This window comes from Halobaculum sp. CBA1158, assembly GCF_021431925.1.
Classification (GTDB): domain Archaea; phylum Halobacteriota; class Halobacteria; order Halobacteriales; family Haloferacaceae; genus Halobaculum.
Genome location: NZ_CP090373.1, coordinates 69,494 through 82,080, shown reverse-complemented (window position 1 = coordinate 82,080; position 12,587 = coordinate 69,494). Strand labels below are relative to the sequence as shown.

At 56.7% G+C, this 12,587-nt stretch carries 16 protein-coding genes; 5 read left to right on the top strand and 11 right to left on the bottom strand.

The window, feature by feature from the left end:
* Positions 1-42: 42 nt before the first annotated feature.
* Positions 43-636: a MarR family transcriptional regulator gene (locus Hbl1158_RS16565; RefSeq protein ID WP_234299898.1), complete on the bottom strand. Its 594-nt coding sequence runs from the start codon at positions 634-636 to the stop codon at positions 43-45.
* 131 nt (positions 637-767) lie between these two features.
* On the bottom strand, positions 768-2,162 hold the full coding sequence (locus Hbl1158_RS16560; protein WP_234299804.1) for a permease: 1,395 nt from the start codon (positions 2,160-2,162) through the stop codon (positions 768-770).
* 181 nt (positions 2,163-2,343) lie between these two features.
* Here Hbl1158_RS16560 and Hbl1158_RS16555 point away from each other — a divergent pair, with 181 nt between their 5' ends.
* Both Hbl1158_RS16555 and Hbl1158_RS16550 read left to right on the top strand, forming a co-directional pair.
* Entirely contained in the window at positions 2,344-2,715 is a 372-nt protein-coding gene (locus Hbl1158_RS16555; protein ID WP_123115135.1) for an SHOCT domain-containing protein, read from the top strand.
* 23 nt (positions 2,716-2,738) lie between these two features.
* A complete protein-coding gene (locus Hbl1158_RS16550) occupies positions 2,739-3,371 on the top strand; it encodes a hypothetical protein (RefSeq protein ID WP_234299803.1) in 633 nt (210 codons plus the stop codon).
* A gap of 17 nt (positions 3,372-3,388) precedes the next feature.
* Here Hbl1158_RS16550 and Hbl1158_RS16545 read toward each other — a convergent pair whose 3' ends face one another.
* The 6 genes from Hbl1158_RS16545 to Hbl1158_RS16520 all read right to left on the bottom strand — a co-directional run bounded on the left by Hbl1158_RS16545 (position 3,389) and on the right by Hbl1158_RS16520 (position 8,326).
* Positions 3,389-4,642 (bottom strand): phage integrase SAM-like domain-containing protein, encoded by a 1,254-nt coding sequence (locus tag Hbl1158_RS16545; protein WP_234299802.1) that lies wholly within the window; start codon positions 4,640-4,642, stop codon positions 3,389-3,391.
* A gap of 27 nt (positions 4,643-4,669) precedes the next feature.
* Positions 4,670-5,179, bottom strand: a complete 510-nt coding sequence (locus Hbl1158_RS16540) for a DNA-binding protein (RefSeq protein WP_234299801.1) — start codon at positions 5,177-5,179, stop codon at positions 4,670-4,672.
* Positions 5,172-5,867 carry a nucleotidyltransferase domain-containing protein gene (locus tag Hbl1158_RS16535; protein ID WP_234299800.1) on the bottom strand — a complete coding sequence of 232 codons (696 nt, stop codon included), beginning with the start codon at positions 5,865-5,867 and terminating at the stop codon, positions 5,172-5,174. The genes Hbl1158_RS16540 and Hbl1158_RS16535 overlap by 8 nt, the downstream gene beginning before the upstream one ends.
* Positions 5,868-5,967: 100 nt before the next feature.
* Positions 5,968-6,507 carry a hypothetical protein gene (locus Hbl1158_RS16530; RefSeq protein WP_229126506.1) on the bottom strand — a complete coding sequence of 180 codons (540 nt, stop codon included), beginning with the start codon at positions 6,505-6,507 and terminating at the stop codon, positions 5,968-5,970.
* A gap of 468 nt (positions 6,508-6,975) precedes the next feature.
* On the bottom strand, positions 6,976-7,461 hold the full coding sequence (locus Hbl1158_RS16525; protein ID WP_004594450.1) for a hypothetical protein: 486 nt from the start codon (positions 7,459-7,461) through the stop codon (positions 6,976-6,978).
* Entirely contained in the window at positions 7,454-8,326 is an 873-nt protein-coding gene (locus tag Hbl1158_RS16520) for a ParA family protein (RefSeq protein WP_004594451.1), read from the bottom strand. Before Hbl1158_RS16520 ends, Hbl1158_RS16525 begins: the two co-directional genes overlap by 8 nt.
* Before the next feature lie 493 nt (positions 8,327-8,819).
* Here Hbl1158_RS16520 and Hbl1158_RS16515 point away from each other — a divergent pair, with 493 nt between their 5' ends.
* Positions 8,820-9,494, top strand: a complete 675-nt coding sequence (locus Hbl1158_RS16515; protein ID WP_230890760.1) for a helix-turn-helix domain-containing protein — start codon at positions 8,820-8,822, stop codon at positions 9,492-9,494.
* Complete coding sequence (locus Hbl1158_RS16510) at positions 9,491-10,186, top strand: hypothetical protein (protein WP_234299799.1); 696 nt, start codon at positions 9,491-9,493, stop codon at positions 10,184-10,186. The genes Hbl1158_RS16515 and Hbl1158_RS16510 overlap by 4 nt, the downstream gene beginning before the upstream one ends.
* 84 nt (positions 10,187-10,270) lie before the next feature.
* Here the strand turns inward: Hbl1158_RS16510 and Hbl1158_RS16505 are convergent, their stop codons facing one another.
* The 3 genes from Hbl1158_RS16505 to Hbl1158_RS16495 form a co-directional block, all read right to left on the bottom strand.
* Positions 10,271-10,543, bottom strand: a complete 273-nt coding sequence (locus Hbl1158_RS16505) for a hypothetical protein (RefSeq protein WP_220581122.1) — start codon at positions 10,541-10,543, stop codon at positions 10,271-10,273.
* 152 nt (positions 10,544-10,695) lie between these two features.
* Positions 10,696-11,130, bottom strand: a complete 435-nt coding sequence (locus tag Hbl1158_RS16500) for a TRAM domain-containing protein (RefSeq protein WP_234299798.1) — start codon at positions 11,128-11,130, stop codon at positions 10,696-10,698.
* Positions 11,131-11,187: 57 nt separating this feature from the next.
* Positions 11,188-11,754, bottom strand: coding sequence for a hypothetical protein (locus Hbl1158_RS16495; RefSeq protein ID WP_234299797.1), 567 nt, complete (start codon positions 11,752-11,754; stop codon positions 11,188-11,190).
* Positions 11,755-11,879: 125 nt separating this feature from the next.
* On the opposite strand from Hbl1158_RS16495, the gene Hbl1158_RS16490 reads away from it, so the two are divergent.
* Complete coding sequence (locus Hbl1158_RS16490) at positions 11,880-12,557, top strand: site-specific integrase (RefSeq protein WP_321169957.1); 678 nt, start codon at positions 11,880-11,882, stop codon at positions 12,555-12,557.
* Positions 12,558-12,587: the final 30 nt, after the last annotated feature.

The following is a 12,587-nucleotide window of genomic DNA, read 5'->3' as shown; positions in this document are numbered from 1 at the left end:
GGGCGATACGGTGAACGATCATGGATTCCCGAGAATCCCCCGCTAGTTCGCCTGTTTCTGTTGTAAGTCGTCGCTCGGATAGATGCGATACGTTCGCCCTTGTCGCTCGCGGTACAGTAAGCCGCGCTTCTCGAGGGCACTCACCGTCTGACTGACCTTGCTTTTCGAGAAGTTCGAGCGATCCCGGAGTTCGATCTGTGTGATACCGGGCGACGAGAGGACCGGTTCAAGAATTCGGCGTTCATCATCCGGCAAGAGGTCCAATACGCGAGCCTGTGGCTGGGACTCCGGATTGATTTTTCCCTCTGATTGAACGGGCCAATCCTGCGATTCGATACTCTCAGAATCGGTTTGATTCGCCATGCCAGTCTGTGAGCGATCGGCTACCTCTGTGGTAGTGAACTCGTCCCGAACCACGAGATAGCCCCCACCAACGACAGCCGAAACAAGAAGCGTTCCGAGAACGTACAAGAGTGGGTTCGTTCCGTGAACCGCACCCATCGACGTACCCATCATCGAGCCCATCTGCTCGAAGGCCTGCTGTTGCTGGTACGCTTGCCAGGTGAGCACACCACCGACTATGAGGACGGCAGCGACCAAGGCACCGGCTACGGCATCGGCTCGCCGTCGATTCATTTTCTCCACCTCGATCCTCCGGGACACTTGCTCATATGTGAGAGTTCGTGAGACATTGCTGTACCAGTTTTGATTGGCCAACGCAATCACGGGGGTGGCGGCCCCACAAATTCGATATCCCCAATCGATGTTCAATGGTGGTCATGATCCTGAGACGCTCCCGCCTCTGGGTGTTGATGGGCGAATTCATCTGGGTCCTTTTCGAACGTCTCCTTACAGGTCTGCGAGCAGAAGTAGTACGTCTCGCCGTCGTGCGTCGCCGATGGCTCGCTATCGTCAGTCCGCATCCCACAGACGGGGTCGCGGTACTGGCCGGGCGCACCGAGACCGCGACGATAAACATACAGCAGGAACCCGGAGAGCGCGAACGCGATGAGGTTGAGATAGAACGTGTAGTTGAGTTTGAAGTACGTCTGCTCGGTCGCCGTCTCGCCGCCCGCCAGATCCGGAACGATTCCCAGCGCGTCGAACAGCAGCTCCATGAGGAAGCCGGTGAACGCCATCGTCACGAAAAAGACGCCGAGGATGTACAGCATGATCTTCCAGCCGTAGTACTTCCGGTAGACGTTCAGCACGGGAATCGTGATGAGGTCGGCGTAGACGAACGCGATGATCCCGGCGAAGCTGACGCCACCGCCCCACAGCGCGACGGCGAACGGGACGTTACCCATACTGCCAACGAAACTGAGGACGGCTATGGTGACACCCATAATTGCGTTCTCGGCGGTCACGAGCAGGCCGTCGCCCTGAATGAACAGCGTGTTCCACACCCACTGCGGGACGAAGACGATGACGAACCCAGAAATAAGGAAGCCAGCGACGATGTCCTTCCAGATCATCGACCACTCCTTGCGGTACTGATTCCCGACTTTGTACCAGCCACCCCACGACAACAACTCGTCACGCCACCCGCCGCGACTCGACGTCTCCTGGCGGTAGGTCTCCATACAGCCCTCCGAGCAGAATTTGAGCGTCTCACCGCCGTCGGTCGTGAGCGTATACTCGTCTTTGCCTTCCATCCCGCAGGTCGGGTCTTCGGTGACACCCGTCTCACGGTCGCGCTCGTTGAGCGTCTCCCGGACCTCGTCGAAGAGATTCTCAGGGAGCGTGAAGTGGACGATTACTGCCATCACAGCGATGAGAATGAGTCCACCGAGTAACTCTGCGACTAGGAACTCCCAACCAAGCAGAATCAGAATCATCAATCCGAGCTCGACGATGAGATTCGTCGACGCGAACATGAACGCGAGAAAGTTGACCGCGTGTGCTCCCTTCTTGAACAGTCCCTTCCCGATAGCGACAGCGCCGAAACTGCAGCCGCTGCTCGCCGCGCCGAACGCAGTCGCCTTGGTGAGCCCGCTCAGATCACCGTCGCCCAGCACCTGTGCCATTCGCTCCTTGGAGACGTAGACCTGGACGAGACTCGTGATCGTGAGGCCCATAATGATCGCCCACGCCGCCGTCCAGAGGAACCCGACACCGATTCGGAGGGCTTCGAAGATTCCCTCAACCATCGTCACCTGCATAGATGTATCATCGTGTGGATCATCTTTTGCAGTTTTCCTTCAGATAGTTCGGGTTAGAGCCGCGGCATGTATGAATTCAAAAGATTAGCGGTGGGTGGAATACGCAGGTCGAAGGCACAACCGCATTGAATAGTTAGGACGTAGTACTACTTGAGACCCAAACTCACGGAGGGATCACAATATGCCGACAAATTCAGATGACACGCGACTTGTCACGCTCCTTCTCGTTATCATCGGCGCCGTATTCATCGTCCCGTTGTTCTTCATGGGCTTCGGAATGATGGGGTTCGGTCCGATGATGGGTGGTACGTGGGGCGGTCATATGTGGGGCGACGGGACGATGCCTGGCTGGATGTTCATCGTCGGCATCGTGATGCAGTTACTGTTCCTCGCCGCCCTCGTCGGCGGTGGCTACCTCATCTACCGCGCGATTACGGGAAGTGAGAGTAGCTCAAACCAAGCCCTCGAGGAGCTCCGGCTCGCCTACGCCCGCGGTGATCTGACCGACGAGGAATACGAACAGCGACGCGAAGCACTCGAACGAGATACCTAGCTCCCGTCCGGCAAACTTGACCGATGATCGGATTCTCCGACCGCCGTCAACAGTCGACGCGTCCGAAGCTTCCAGCGTGGCTTGACCGATACACGACGCTGGGTCTGTACGGACTACTCGTCGGGACTGTCCTCTGTCTGGCCGCGTTTCTCACGAATCCAGTCCCCGACCCCTCGTTCCCGTGGGCGACGCTGCCCGAGTCTCTACGATTACCGATTGCCCAGCCCCGGATCGAGCACTGGCCGGTGACCTACACTATCGGCATCTGGCTGTGGGTTTTCTGCTTCCCCGCACTCTTCCTCGCCGGATACCGGCGATACGGCGACGGGAATCGTGGGGCAGCGGTATGGCTCGTCGGGTTGCCGACCCTGGCGATGCTGGGCTGGACCACGTACTGCCGGTTCTTCTGGCCGAAGCTCCATCCTCCGACCTGGAACGCCCCGGCCTACACGTTCGTTTGCTGGCTGTACTGTTCGACCTACGACACCATTTGGAGTAACGCAGCGTTCCTAATTGCTCTTCTCGGCGCCGTCGCCACGATTCTGATACTACAGCGAACACGCGGAACCAAGTATGCACTAATCGGGTTCGGCATCCTGGCCCTCCCCCTCGGCCTCCCAGCCCTTTACGAGGGGGTCTCGACGAGCAAGAACTGATGGCTGACTGCGGTCGTTCAGCCCTGAGGTCGTGGTTCGATTTCATCGAGTGCTTCTGTCGCCACGTCTCCCAGTTCGCCGGCCTCGATATGCGAGTATCGCTCCCGAACCATCTCCTCCGAATTATCGAGATACCGGGCGGCGACAGTATATCCGAATGCTCGAACGAGAACCTCACCCATCCCACGCCGACCACCGTGCGGAGCAAGATAATCGTGTTTCGGGTGGTCGATATCGATCTCTGCAGTCTCCGAGAGCCGTTGGAGAATCGACCGTGCGCCGTCCGTCGTAATGGACGGCGGCCGAATGTCCTCATCGAGCGCCAGCAGGAGGTCGCGAGCGTACTCATCACGCCCCTCAGCAATTACCTCTGGGCGTTCCCCTCGGTCGGCTAACTCTTCCCGGACGAGCTCCGCGAGCGTCCGTTGATCGAACGTCGGAAACACCGGCCATCGATCCGTGGGTGGGTCCATCAGCTGGCGGTAGCTCCGGAGTGGCGAGATCACCGGATCGGGAAGACTGGCGGCGTCCCACTGCTGTTTCTTCCGGTAGACGTCCATACTCCCGTCGTCGAGGGAGAGGTCCTCCCAGCGAACACCGCGGCGGCGCGGATCATTCGGGTCCCGGAGGAGTTCGCCGACGCGGACGGCGGTGTATGCGAGGACGAACACCAGAGCCCGGTCACGAGCTGCCTTCAGCGCCGCGTAGCGTCCTCGCTGCTTGTCGAGGGGGTCAGTATCCTCTAGAAGGGTCGTGTACGCCTCGACGGCGTCGCGGGCCCGTTCGTCAACGTGGCGGGTGAGGGCGTGGCGCTGTTCGGACGTCCAGGCCTGCTGGTCGCCGGGCTTGCGGCCGTCGTCCTCTGGCAGCGGCGCCATCGCACTCGCCCGCTGGGCGTAATGCGCTTCGAGATATCCCTCGTTGACACACCACCCGCACCACGCAGAGATATAGCGATAATAGGTTTGTACCGTGTTCTGTTTGAGTCCTCGATCGCCGGCGAGATGCCGGGCATATTCCCGGAACACGCGTTCGTCGAGGTCCTCGAAGGTGGGGTCGCGGTCGACGTCCTCGGGGACGATCCCGGTCCAGTCGTCGTCACCGCGGTCACCGGCTGCCCACTCGGCGAACCGCTTGAGCTCGCGGGCTGCGTTCCGTCGATAGTTCCCGCCGTCGCCGCCGCGGCCTTTCCCCTTGTCCTGGAGGTAGCGCTCGAACGACTCGGAGAGTGAGGTCAATGGCGTCTGTTCCGTCGGTGTATTCCGGTCCATAGTGCTCTCCTGAACTATTGAACGTTGTCAGTCACACAGACAGACGCCGCCTTCCCGGATCTGGCTCACTGCGAACTGATGGACAGCGCCGGCGAGGTCAGCCATTGCTTCCGCCTGCTCTTCGGTTGGACGCCCGCCGCCGTAATAACTCTCTGTCCGGTTCTCGCTGTAGAGGTCCTTCATCGCCTCTGCAGTCTCCCGCTCAAACAGCCCGAATTGGTGGGCACGCTCGTAGCTGAACTGGTGGTCCTGAAAGTCCTGAAGCGTATCGTTCGTCATCGCGAGCGCGTACGCCTCGATCGACCGTTCGATCGCGCCGAAACAGACCTCGATGACGGCCGTGTAGTACCCATCCTGTGACTGGAGAGTGTCAACGACCTCGAGGAGGCGGCACGCTTTCGTCAACTGTGTCTTCCAGTCTTCGTCGGCACTAATCCCGTCCTCGAACGCTGTTCGCCCGCGTCCGACCATCTCGAAGGCATCCTGTGCACGGTCGAGTGCTGTGAGCACAGCGGTCGGGTCCGAGCCGTTACTCATCAGTGGCACCTTCCTCCAAGAGGAGGTTCTCGACGGTTTCGAAGTCATTCGTCTTGTAGACCGGAATCCCTGAAACGACGATCTCTCGGATGTCTTCGGTGTACGCCGGGATCGCCTGGACGGCCTCGACATCGATATCGTAGGCGTATCGGTCACCATCGAACTCCGTGTCTTCGAGGTCACGGGCAATGGTGTTCGCTTCTCGTTGGCTTTCGGCCCGCCCAGACCGGGTTAGCACCCAGAGATCGATATCGCTCCGTCGGTCAGCCTCGCCTCGAGCCACACTCCCATAGAGGATGATGCCGACGACGTCGTTGATGTTCTCACGAAGCTCCGTAACCGCAGCTTTGACGGGTTGATGATACTCTGGTTGGGGGATCCGGAGGATCGGATCGTCTGGAATCGACAGGCGCTGTCTGTTGATCTGGACGAGTCGCTGATTGCTTTCGGCCGATTCGACGACCAAGTCGTTCGCGCTGAGAACGTTTACTGCCCGTCGGACAGACTGGTGTGAGTGACCGATCTGTGTCGCGAGTTCTCGCAGTGAGAAGTCACTGAATCGGTGGTTTGTTAAAAAGAGAAGGACGTCGCTCGTCGCCTTGTGTTTGAATAAAGTCGGATCTGAAGGGGGTATTGAAAGAGAAATAGCTGCTCCAGACGAATTCGTACTATCCGTCTCGCGGTTCATGTGCCGTATCACGGACCACTACTATAAAAACATTATACGTGAGTCGGAATCAGCCTAAATATTCATCTGCCAGCAACGGACGTGCGGAGAACGAGGTCCGTCACCTCCGGGTCTCACCGCGTTCGGTCGCTGGGGCTAGAAAGTCCCACTCTCGGATAGCAAAACCCACAATTTCGATTCGCCGTTGGAGCTGTTCCCACTCACGCGCTATCTCTCGGCGACGATCCTCTTCGGTGACGTCGAGTACCTGGTCAGCGATCGTCTCGCGAAGTTGGTTCGGTGACTCGACATCGAACTCGACCTTCCATCCTCGGATCTGAGCGTTCATCTCGGTGAGCCGTTCGGTGAGGTCTTCGACGGTGTAGTCGCTGTCCCGAAGGCGTATGGCCTCCGTGAGCGCTTGACGGCGATAATCGGGGAAGTATGTCGTGTGGCCCCCGGTGTCGTCACGGTGGAGGATGTCGTCGTCGACGAGATGTTCGAGGACGCGTTTGGTCGGCCCGTGTGACCAGTCTGCTTCGGAGGCGATCCAGTTTGCTGTCCGCGGCTCTGAAACCTGTCGGGCGACCATCCGCACCCGGTCTTCACCCGTGGGTTGGCGTTCCATCGGACCCTCGGAAATCGATTCACCTCCAGTCATACAACCCCGTTCGTGCTGTGTCATAAAATAGGTCACAGGCATTTAGTCTATCACGAGGACTGCCCTCGCCATCTCCGCGGACTCGGCTGAAAAGAGTCAGAGAAATCTCGAACCCTGTTCTTGGCGGCTCTACCCCGGGGGAAGCGTCTTTCTGAGCCGATTGCAGCATTCGTGCTTCACCGACGGCGGCGGGGTACTTCAAAGTGGTCGTGATTACCGGCGTAATCAGGACCACCAGTGACAGAAGTCTCATAACCATTTTTCCGATGATAGAGGAGTTCTATCTCCCGAAATTCGGAGTTGGCCAACGATATAAATCATATACCGCTATACCAAAACCGCGACCGCCGTTCGGACCCGGTTCCGAGAATAATCGCGAGACTGCAAGCAGATGGCTTGCTACACAATCTGCATAATGTACAATGCGCACGAAATCTGAATGATGAGGGAAATCGCCCAAATCTAATGTTAGTCGTTCGTAGCTTGCTCGCTCAGCATCTCCACAACTTCCTGAACACGTTCCTCATCGGCTTCGATACCACGCTCCCGGAGGATCTGGAGGGCGACCTCATCACCGTGGTCCGCAATTACCCGGAGACACGCATCTTGAAACTCTCTTCCCTCAAATTCGGGAACATCAAACATAGAGCACGCAGCAGTTACCGATGATCGCATCCGGGTGACGCCATTCCACGTGTCCTCCCGGACATAGAAGCCGTGCATATCGGTCTCATCAAAGGAGAAGGCCGGTCCACCGGTGGATTCGTCCACATCCTCCTCATCCTGCTCAGGAATGGACTCAGTCTCCGACTCTGTGTCCTCAGGAATTATCTCTTCATCCGGTTGCGGTTCATCCTGGGTGTCAGTACGTTCGTCGTCATCCGATTCGGCTCCTTCCTCCGTTTGTTTGAGCTGTTCAGCGACGTCCCCGAAACGGTCGTCCTCATTAGGCATGGCTGTGTTCCTCCACGAGGTCCGCTAAGTGGTCGAAATTCGGGATCTGGTCACAATCTTCGTCGAACTCCGAGACCGGCATTCCTTGCTTGAACGCGCGGGAAATTGCGGTCCGTTCGCGAATCCCTGGCTTCGGAATACTATCGATGGTGCGTCCCGAATCATCGAGGGCATCGAAGATCTCCGGGTCCACACGAGCGTACTCGGGGACGAATGAACCGAACTCCCGGTTGAGATTTTCAACGAGAGTCCGATGCTCGTTGCGTTGTCCCATTGTTTCGCGAATCATATTCGGAGTGACTGCGAGGATATCCAACCCGATATTCTGCCGGATTGGGGAGATCTGGCGTTCAATCATCTTATTGAGGCCGTTGATCGAGCCAGCACGCGGGATTAGCGGGATTATGACGCGCTGGACAGCGATGAGGGCGTTATCGGAGAGTTTCCCACGGCCGCCTGCGGCATCAATTATCACGTAGTCGTATCCGTTTTGTATGAGCGGATCGACAACGTTCCGTCGAAGCTTCACGTCTGCGAACCGTTCGTCCTTCAGCCTCGTCTCGACGTTCTCGAGTTCGTTACTCGACGGGAGTAGGTGAACGCCGAAGTCCGTCTCGATAAGCAGGTCTTCGGGGTCCTCACCATCGATAAGGGCGTCACCGAGGTTCGCATCTCGGTCGTACGCATCGTCGTATCCCAACTGGGTCGTCATGTGCCCGTCCTTATCCAGATCCAATAGTACCGTCTCATGGCCACGAGCAGCGAGTCGATCAGCGATGTTGAGCGCGATCGTGGATTTCCCTACCCCTCCCTTGAGCAACGAGACAGCTGCTCCGGGGAGCCCTTCAAACTCGTCAGCACTCATAGCTCAGCACCCCCATAAGAAGCGGATTTTGTACATTTTGTAGGTAATGTACATTGGGTAGATGTTGAAGGTTGCGCGAGTTTTGTCGATAATGTAAGTTTCGCACTGGTCATACGCGGTCAATGAAGCTCGTCCATCTTAATTCTGTGTCAGACAGATTGCGTACGCCATCTACACAATCTACATTTCGTACATTACGTAGATTGTTGGCACAATCTTAATTGGCATAATCACCGTCGACCCTACGCAATCTACATAATTTAGATTATAAGCATTTCATACGTATTTATCGCAATCTTTGCCACCCACACGAACCAATTGAAGAAGTCCAATTTGCATTATCTACATTATCCACATTATGCAGATTGGCTATGAGATCTACATTTTTCGGTTATTCAATTGAAAGTCCTGAGTGATAGAACTCAGACAGAGCAATTCTACCCCGTACTCTAGTAAGGCTTTTAACTGTTACCGGATTATTGGTAACCACCAGATGTATGAGGTTCTCGACGACACCGCGGCGCAGGTCATCCTCACCATCGAGAGTGGTGACTCCATCCGCCGTGTCGCCCAACACCTCCACACGCCCTACGAGACAGTGAGACAGGCCGTCAATCGGCTGGAAGAGGCAGGCTACGTTTCCTATGACGACGGCCTCACTGTAGTCGACGAGCGCGTACGCGACGCAGCGCTCGATCTCGTCGCTGCCAGCGCCGGCGTCAGTCCACCCTCCATCGAGGAAACGTACGTCATCCCACAGTTCAGTGACTGGCCGTTCGCGTTCACGCGGATCGACGCCGTCTACGTGTGGACTCAGGGCGGCTACCAGGTCGGTCGCGAGCCCGACGACTATCCACTGTTCCTGGCTGTTCGTGAGCAGGACGTCGACGCCTGGGAGACATTTTTCGAGTGGTTCGACCTCCCGACCGCATTCGAACGACAGCCCCGAGACGAGTTGGACGGACCGCTGCAGATCGTCCTCGAGCCACGCGCGTCACTCGATATCGAGCACGTCGAAGGATACCCGGTGATCCCGAGAGCAGAGACAATCGAGTACATGCGCGAGAACTACGCCCAGTTCCAGTCGGGGCTGGCGATGCTCGACCGGATGTACGAGGATCTCGACCTCGGCGTCACGTATCGAGAGACCGAACGGGCACAGTCATGAGCTTCAACAACCGAAGTGACGCGCTCATCGAACTGCTCGAGGAGCTCACCCAACAGGGTCACGAGTACGTTCTTGTTGGCGGCTACGCTGTCTCAGCGTTCAATGCTCGCTTCTCCACGGACCTCGATATCGTCGTCGCGCCGGACTCCAAGGCTGACTTCGTCGAGTTCCTCGAACAGCAGAAATTCGAGGAAACGGACAGTCACGCCAAGAAATGGTTCTACGACACCGAAGTAATCGAGTACGAGAAGCGGCTCACGCCGCAGCAGCCGATCGGCTTCGATCTCCTGGTAAACGGACTCGGGTGTCGCCAGACGGAGGCACAGTGGTCGTTCGACTACCTGTACGACCACAGCCACCAACAGGAGGTGAGCGGGGGCACAGTGACGACGACGGCCAGAGTCATCGATGGGGCCGTCCTCGTGGCGGCAAAGCTCCACAGTGGCCGAGAAACGGACCTCCGAGACGTCCTGGCAGTGGCTGAAGAGATCGACCTCAACGCTGTCACGCCCCATCTGCGGCGAGGGGACGACAATGCCCTACGGGAGCAACTTGAGCGTGGACTGGATATCTTGGAGAGCGACGAACTCAAGCATGGATTTCGGAGTGACTTCGGGGCCTCAGCTGTCTCAGAAGAAACGGTCACCGCTCTCCAAGAGTATCTGTCTGCACAGATTGACCACCTGAGCTGAATCGGTCGGGACTCCCTTGACCAGAAGTGAAGATAAGGCCCTTCAGCGGTGCTTGCAGTCGGTCAAAAATTGGAGGGGTGGTTGTCAGTCGACCGTCGCTAACACACGGACATCCGTAGCTGAGTGTCGTTCCCGTTCAGTACGAGCACCGTGCTCGCGGAGGAACTCATCAATGCGGTCGGCAAGAGCCTCCGCATCCTCCCTATCGACGTGGACGATTAGCGTCGGACGCTCCTCGTCGCTGTTCTCAATCACGAGCGAGACATCCTTGAATTCGTCCGGCTGTCTATACGCCTCGAACTCATCGGCGACCTGGTTGGCCAGGTCGTCGAGTACCTCAATCGGTTCCTTTGTCATAGATTGTATTTCGGCTTTGGAGGGTTGTGCCATCGCGAGCGCGTGAAGAAAACGTGACTTTCAGAACCACCTCCATCAGACAAACGCGAACGGAGCCTTCTCACACCGATGGTTTACCGAGAAGAAGACCGATCCACAGAAGGGACAACAGGTTAGAGTGCTCGCGGATCGCTATCGACAATGCTCGCAAACGCGACGTTCTCCTGAACTTGTTCGATTTCGACTGTTGGCTCGTCACCGGGCTGAGCGCCGGGGACGATCACGACGTACCCCCGTTCGACTTTCGCAATACCGTCTCCTTGATCACCGACGGTTTCGATTGTCACGTCGCGCACTTCTCCCTCATCAACAGGAGGACCAGATGAATCATGGCTCGTGCTCCCCTGAGAGGCGGGATTCCGTGGGGCCTGTGGGGATGTTGATTCAGCTTCGGAGGAGGAATCAAGGAGAGCGATGCGATACGTTTCATCACCGGTCAGCGCCCCGTGCTTGATCTCACTCGGAGGAATCTCGATGACGAAAGTTCCATCCTCCTCCTTAATTTTCGCAGTGAACAGCGAACACAGGGAGTCTGAGATTTCTACCATAACTGGGTTTGATACTGGATACAATTAATCGGTCTCTTTGAGAAGGAGAGAACTGGATCAGCTGTCCTCAACTGGTTCTTCCCAAGGAATGTCTCGCTTGTGGACTACAGCGAGCTTCGAGTCGTCATCATCTTCTATTGCACTGAGACCACGCTGGACGAGAGTGTGAACCTGTCCAGCAGACTCCGGGAACGAAAATTGGTCATCCTCCGCGTCAGCACGGAGTTCCAGATAATGGAGGTACAACCTGAACCTCGTATCTGCTCCGATAGGCCACCAAATCGTCCCTATCTGCTCATCTACCTGATTGTCCCAATGCTCTATGAGTTCACGGATATCGTCGACGAGCTCCTCCCCAGAGGTGCGAAGGCGGAGGGAGTATTCCCGATCCCGCTCCATCTCTTCGATTATATCCTGAAGGAAAGGCTCAGCCTCCAAGGCGGTAGGTGAGGTCTGATCCGCTTCTAGAAGGTGTTCTAACGCCCGAATTTCTTCACGCCGAGCGGCTACAGCGTATGCGACATTGTACTTGTCCTCGGGGAAGATTTCGTGCTGACTCGGTTGCTGTGCCTGAGGGTCAGTGTCCCCAGTGGATGAGCTAAATAAGGTCTCAAAGAGTCCCATACGCTTCGTCCGGAGGGCACCCATAAGTACTTCCTGTCATATCAGACGGCAATTCTGGCGGCTGTGAACCGATTCACCTTGCCACTCGAAGAAGAAGCGGATTATCTTTGTATCGACAGACAGCGATGGATATGGTAGCAACACGAGAGAGGGCCCTTAGCGAACGCGAGTTCGAACTACTGTTAGAAGGTGCTGGGCGAATAGATGATACACAACAGAGACTCGAAACACGAGCGGCCATTCTCCTTGGAGGCCGTCTTGGACTTAGACCAGGAGAAACAACGCACTTGTCGAAATCGTGGGTTGACCTAGAGCGGCAGATGATCCAGATTCCCACACAGGAAAACTGTACGAAGGGACGGGATGGTGGCATCTGTGGATACTGCCGGCAGGCGGTAAAACAACGGCTAGATCACAATCCCAATACGGATTTTCAGAGCTTTGCTGAGCGTTATTGGCTCCCGAAAACAGAAGCCGCATCTCGAACAGTTCCGTACCACTTTTCGTATCGGGTTCGAGTCGGGGTTGAATTGTTACTCGACGAACATAGTGGCTGGCCGTATTCGTTCTCGACCTTACAGCGACGTCTAGAAACGGCCCTGAAATTGTCCCCAGAATTGTCTAACGACGCAACCTCATTACATGGGTTACGTGCCACAGCAGCGTCGTACCATGCAGGAAGAGGCTTGGATCTTCCCGCACTCCGAGCAATGTTCGGGTGGGAGGACATCACGACCGCACGTCAATATCTAAATGTCGATGGAGCTATGACCCGACGAGCGCTGGACAGTATTCATCAGTAAATCTGAACCCACAGATATTCAGGAACCAGG

What these genes read in the sequence shown, in the direction of transcription:
- Hbl1158_RS16565 (WP_234299898.1), bottom strand. Translation starts at nt 636, where the DNA reads ATGAATCGACGGCGAGCCGATGCCGTAGCCGGTGCCTTGGTCGCTGCC.
- Hbl1158_RS16560 (WP_234299804.1), bottom strand. Translation starts at nt 2,162, where the DNA reads ATGCAGGTGACGATGGTTGAGGGAATCTTCGAAGCCCTCCGAATCGGT.
- Hbl1158_RS16555 (WP_123115135.1), top strand. Translation starts at nt 2,344, where the DNA reads ATGCCGACAAATTCAGATGACACGCGACTTGTCACGCTCCTTCTCGTT.
- Hbl1158_RS16550 (WP_234299803.1), top strand. Translation starts at nt 2,739, where the DNA reads ATGATCGGATTCTCCGACCGCCGTCAACAGTCGACGCGTCCGAAGCTT.
- Hbl1158_RS16545 (WP_234299802.1), bottom strand. Translation starts at nt 4,642, where the DNA reads ATGGACCGGAATACACCGACGGAACAGACGCCATTGACCTCACTCTCC.
- Hbl1158_RS16540 (WP_234299801.1), bottom strand. Translation starts at nt 5,179, where the DNA reads ATGAGTAACGGCTCGGACCCGACCGCTGTGCTCACAGCACTCGACCGT.
- Hbl1158_RS16535 (WP_234299800.1), bottom strand. Translation starts at nt 5,867, where the DNA reads ATGAACCGCGAGACGGATAGTACGAATTCGTCTGGAGCAGCTATTTCT.
- Hbl1158_RS16530 (WP_229126506.1), bottom strand. Translation starts at nt 6,507, where the DNA reads ATGACTGGAGGTGAATCGATTTCCGAGGGTCCGATGGAACGCCAACCC.
- Hbl1158_RS16525 (WP_004594450.1), bottom strand. Translation starts at nt 7,461, where the DNA reads ATGCCTAATGAGGACGACCGTTTCGGGGACGTCGCTGAACAGCTCAAA.
- Hbl1158_RS16520 (WP_004594451.1), bottom strand. Translation starts at nt 8,326, where the DNA reads ATGAGTGCTGACGAGTTTGAAGGGCTCCCCGGAGCAGCTGTCTCGTTG.
- Hbl1158_RS16515 (WP_230890760.1), top strand. Translation starts at nt 8,820, where the DNA reads ATGTATGAGGTTCTCGACGACACCGCGGCGCAGGTCATCCTCACCATC.
- Hbl1158_RS16510 (WP_234299799.1), top strand. Translation starts at nt 9,491, where the DNA reads ATGAGCTTCAACAACCGAAGTGACGCGCTCATCGAACTGCTCGAGGAG.
- Hbl1158_RS16505 (WP_220581122.1), bottom strand. Translation starts at nt 10,543, where the DNA reads ATGACAAAGGAACCGATTGAGGTACTCGACGACCTGGCCAACCAGGTC.
- Hbl1158_RS16500 (WP_234299798.1), bottom strand. Translation starts at nt 11,130, where the DNA reads ATGGTAGAAATCTCAGACTCCCTGTGTTCGCTGTTCACTGCGAAAATT.
- Hbl1158_RS16495 (WP_234299797.1), bottom strand. Translation starts at nt 11,754, where the DNA reads ATGGGACTCTTTGAGACCTTATTTAGCTCATCCACTGGGGACACTGAC.
- Hbl1158_RS16490 (WP_321169957.1), top strand. Translation starts at nt 11,880, where the DNA reads ATGGATATGGTAGCAACACGAGAGAGGGCCCTTAGCGAACGCGAGTTC.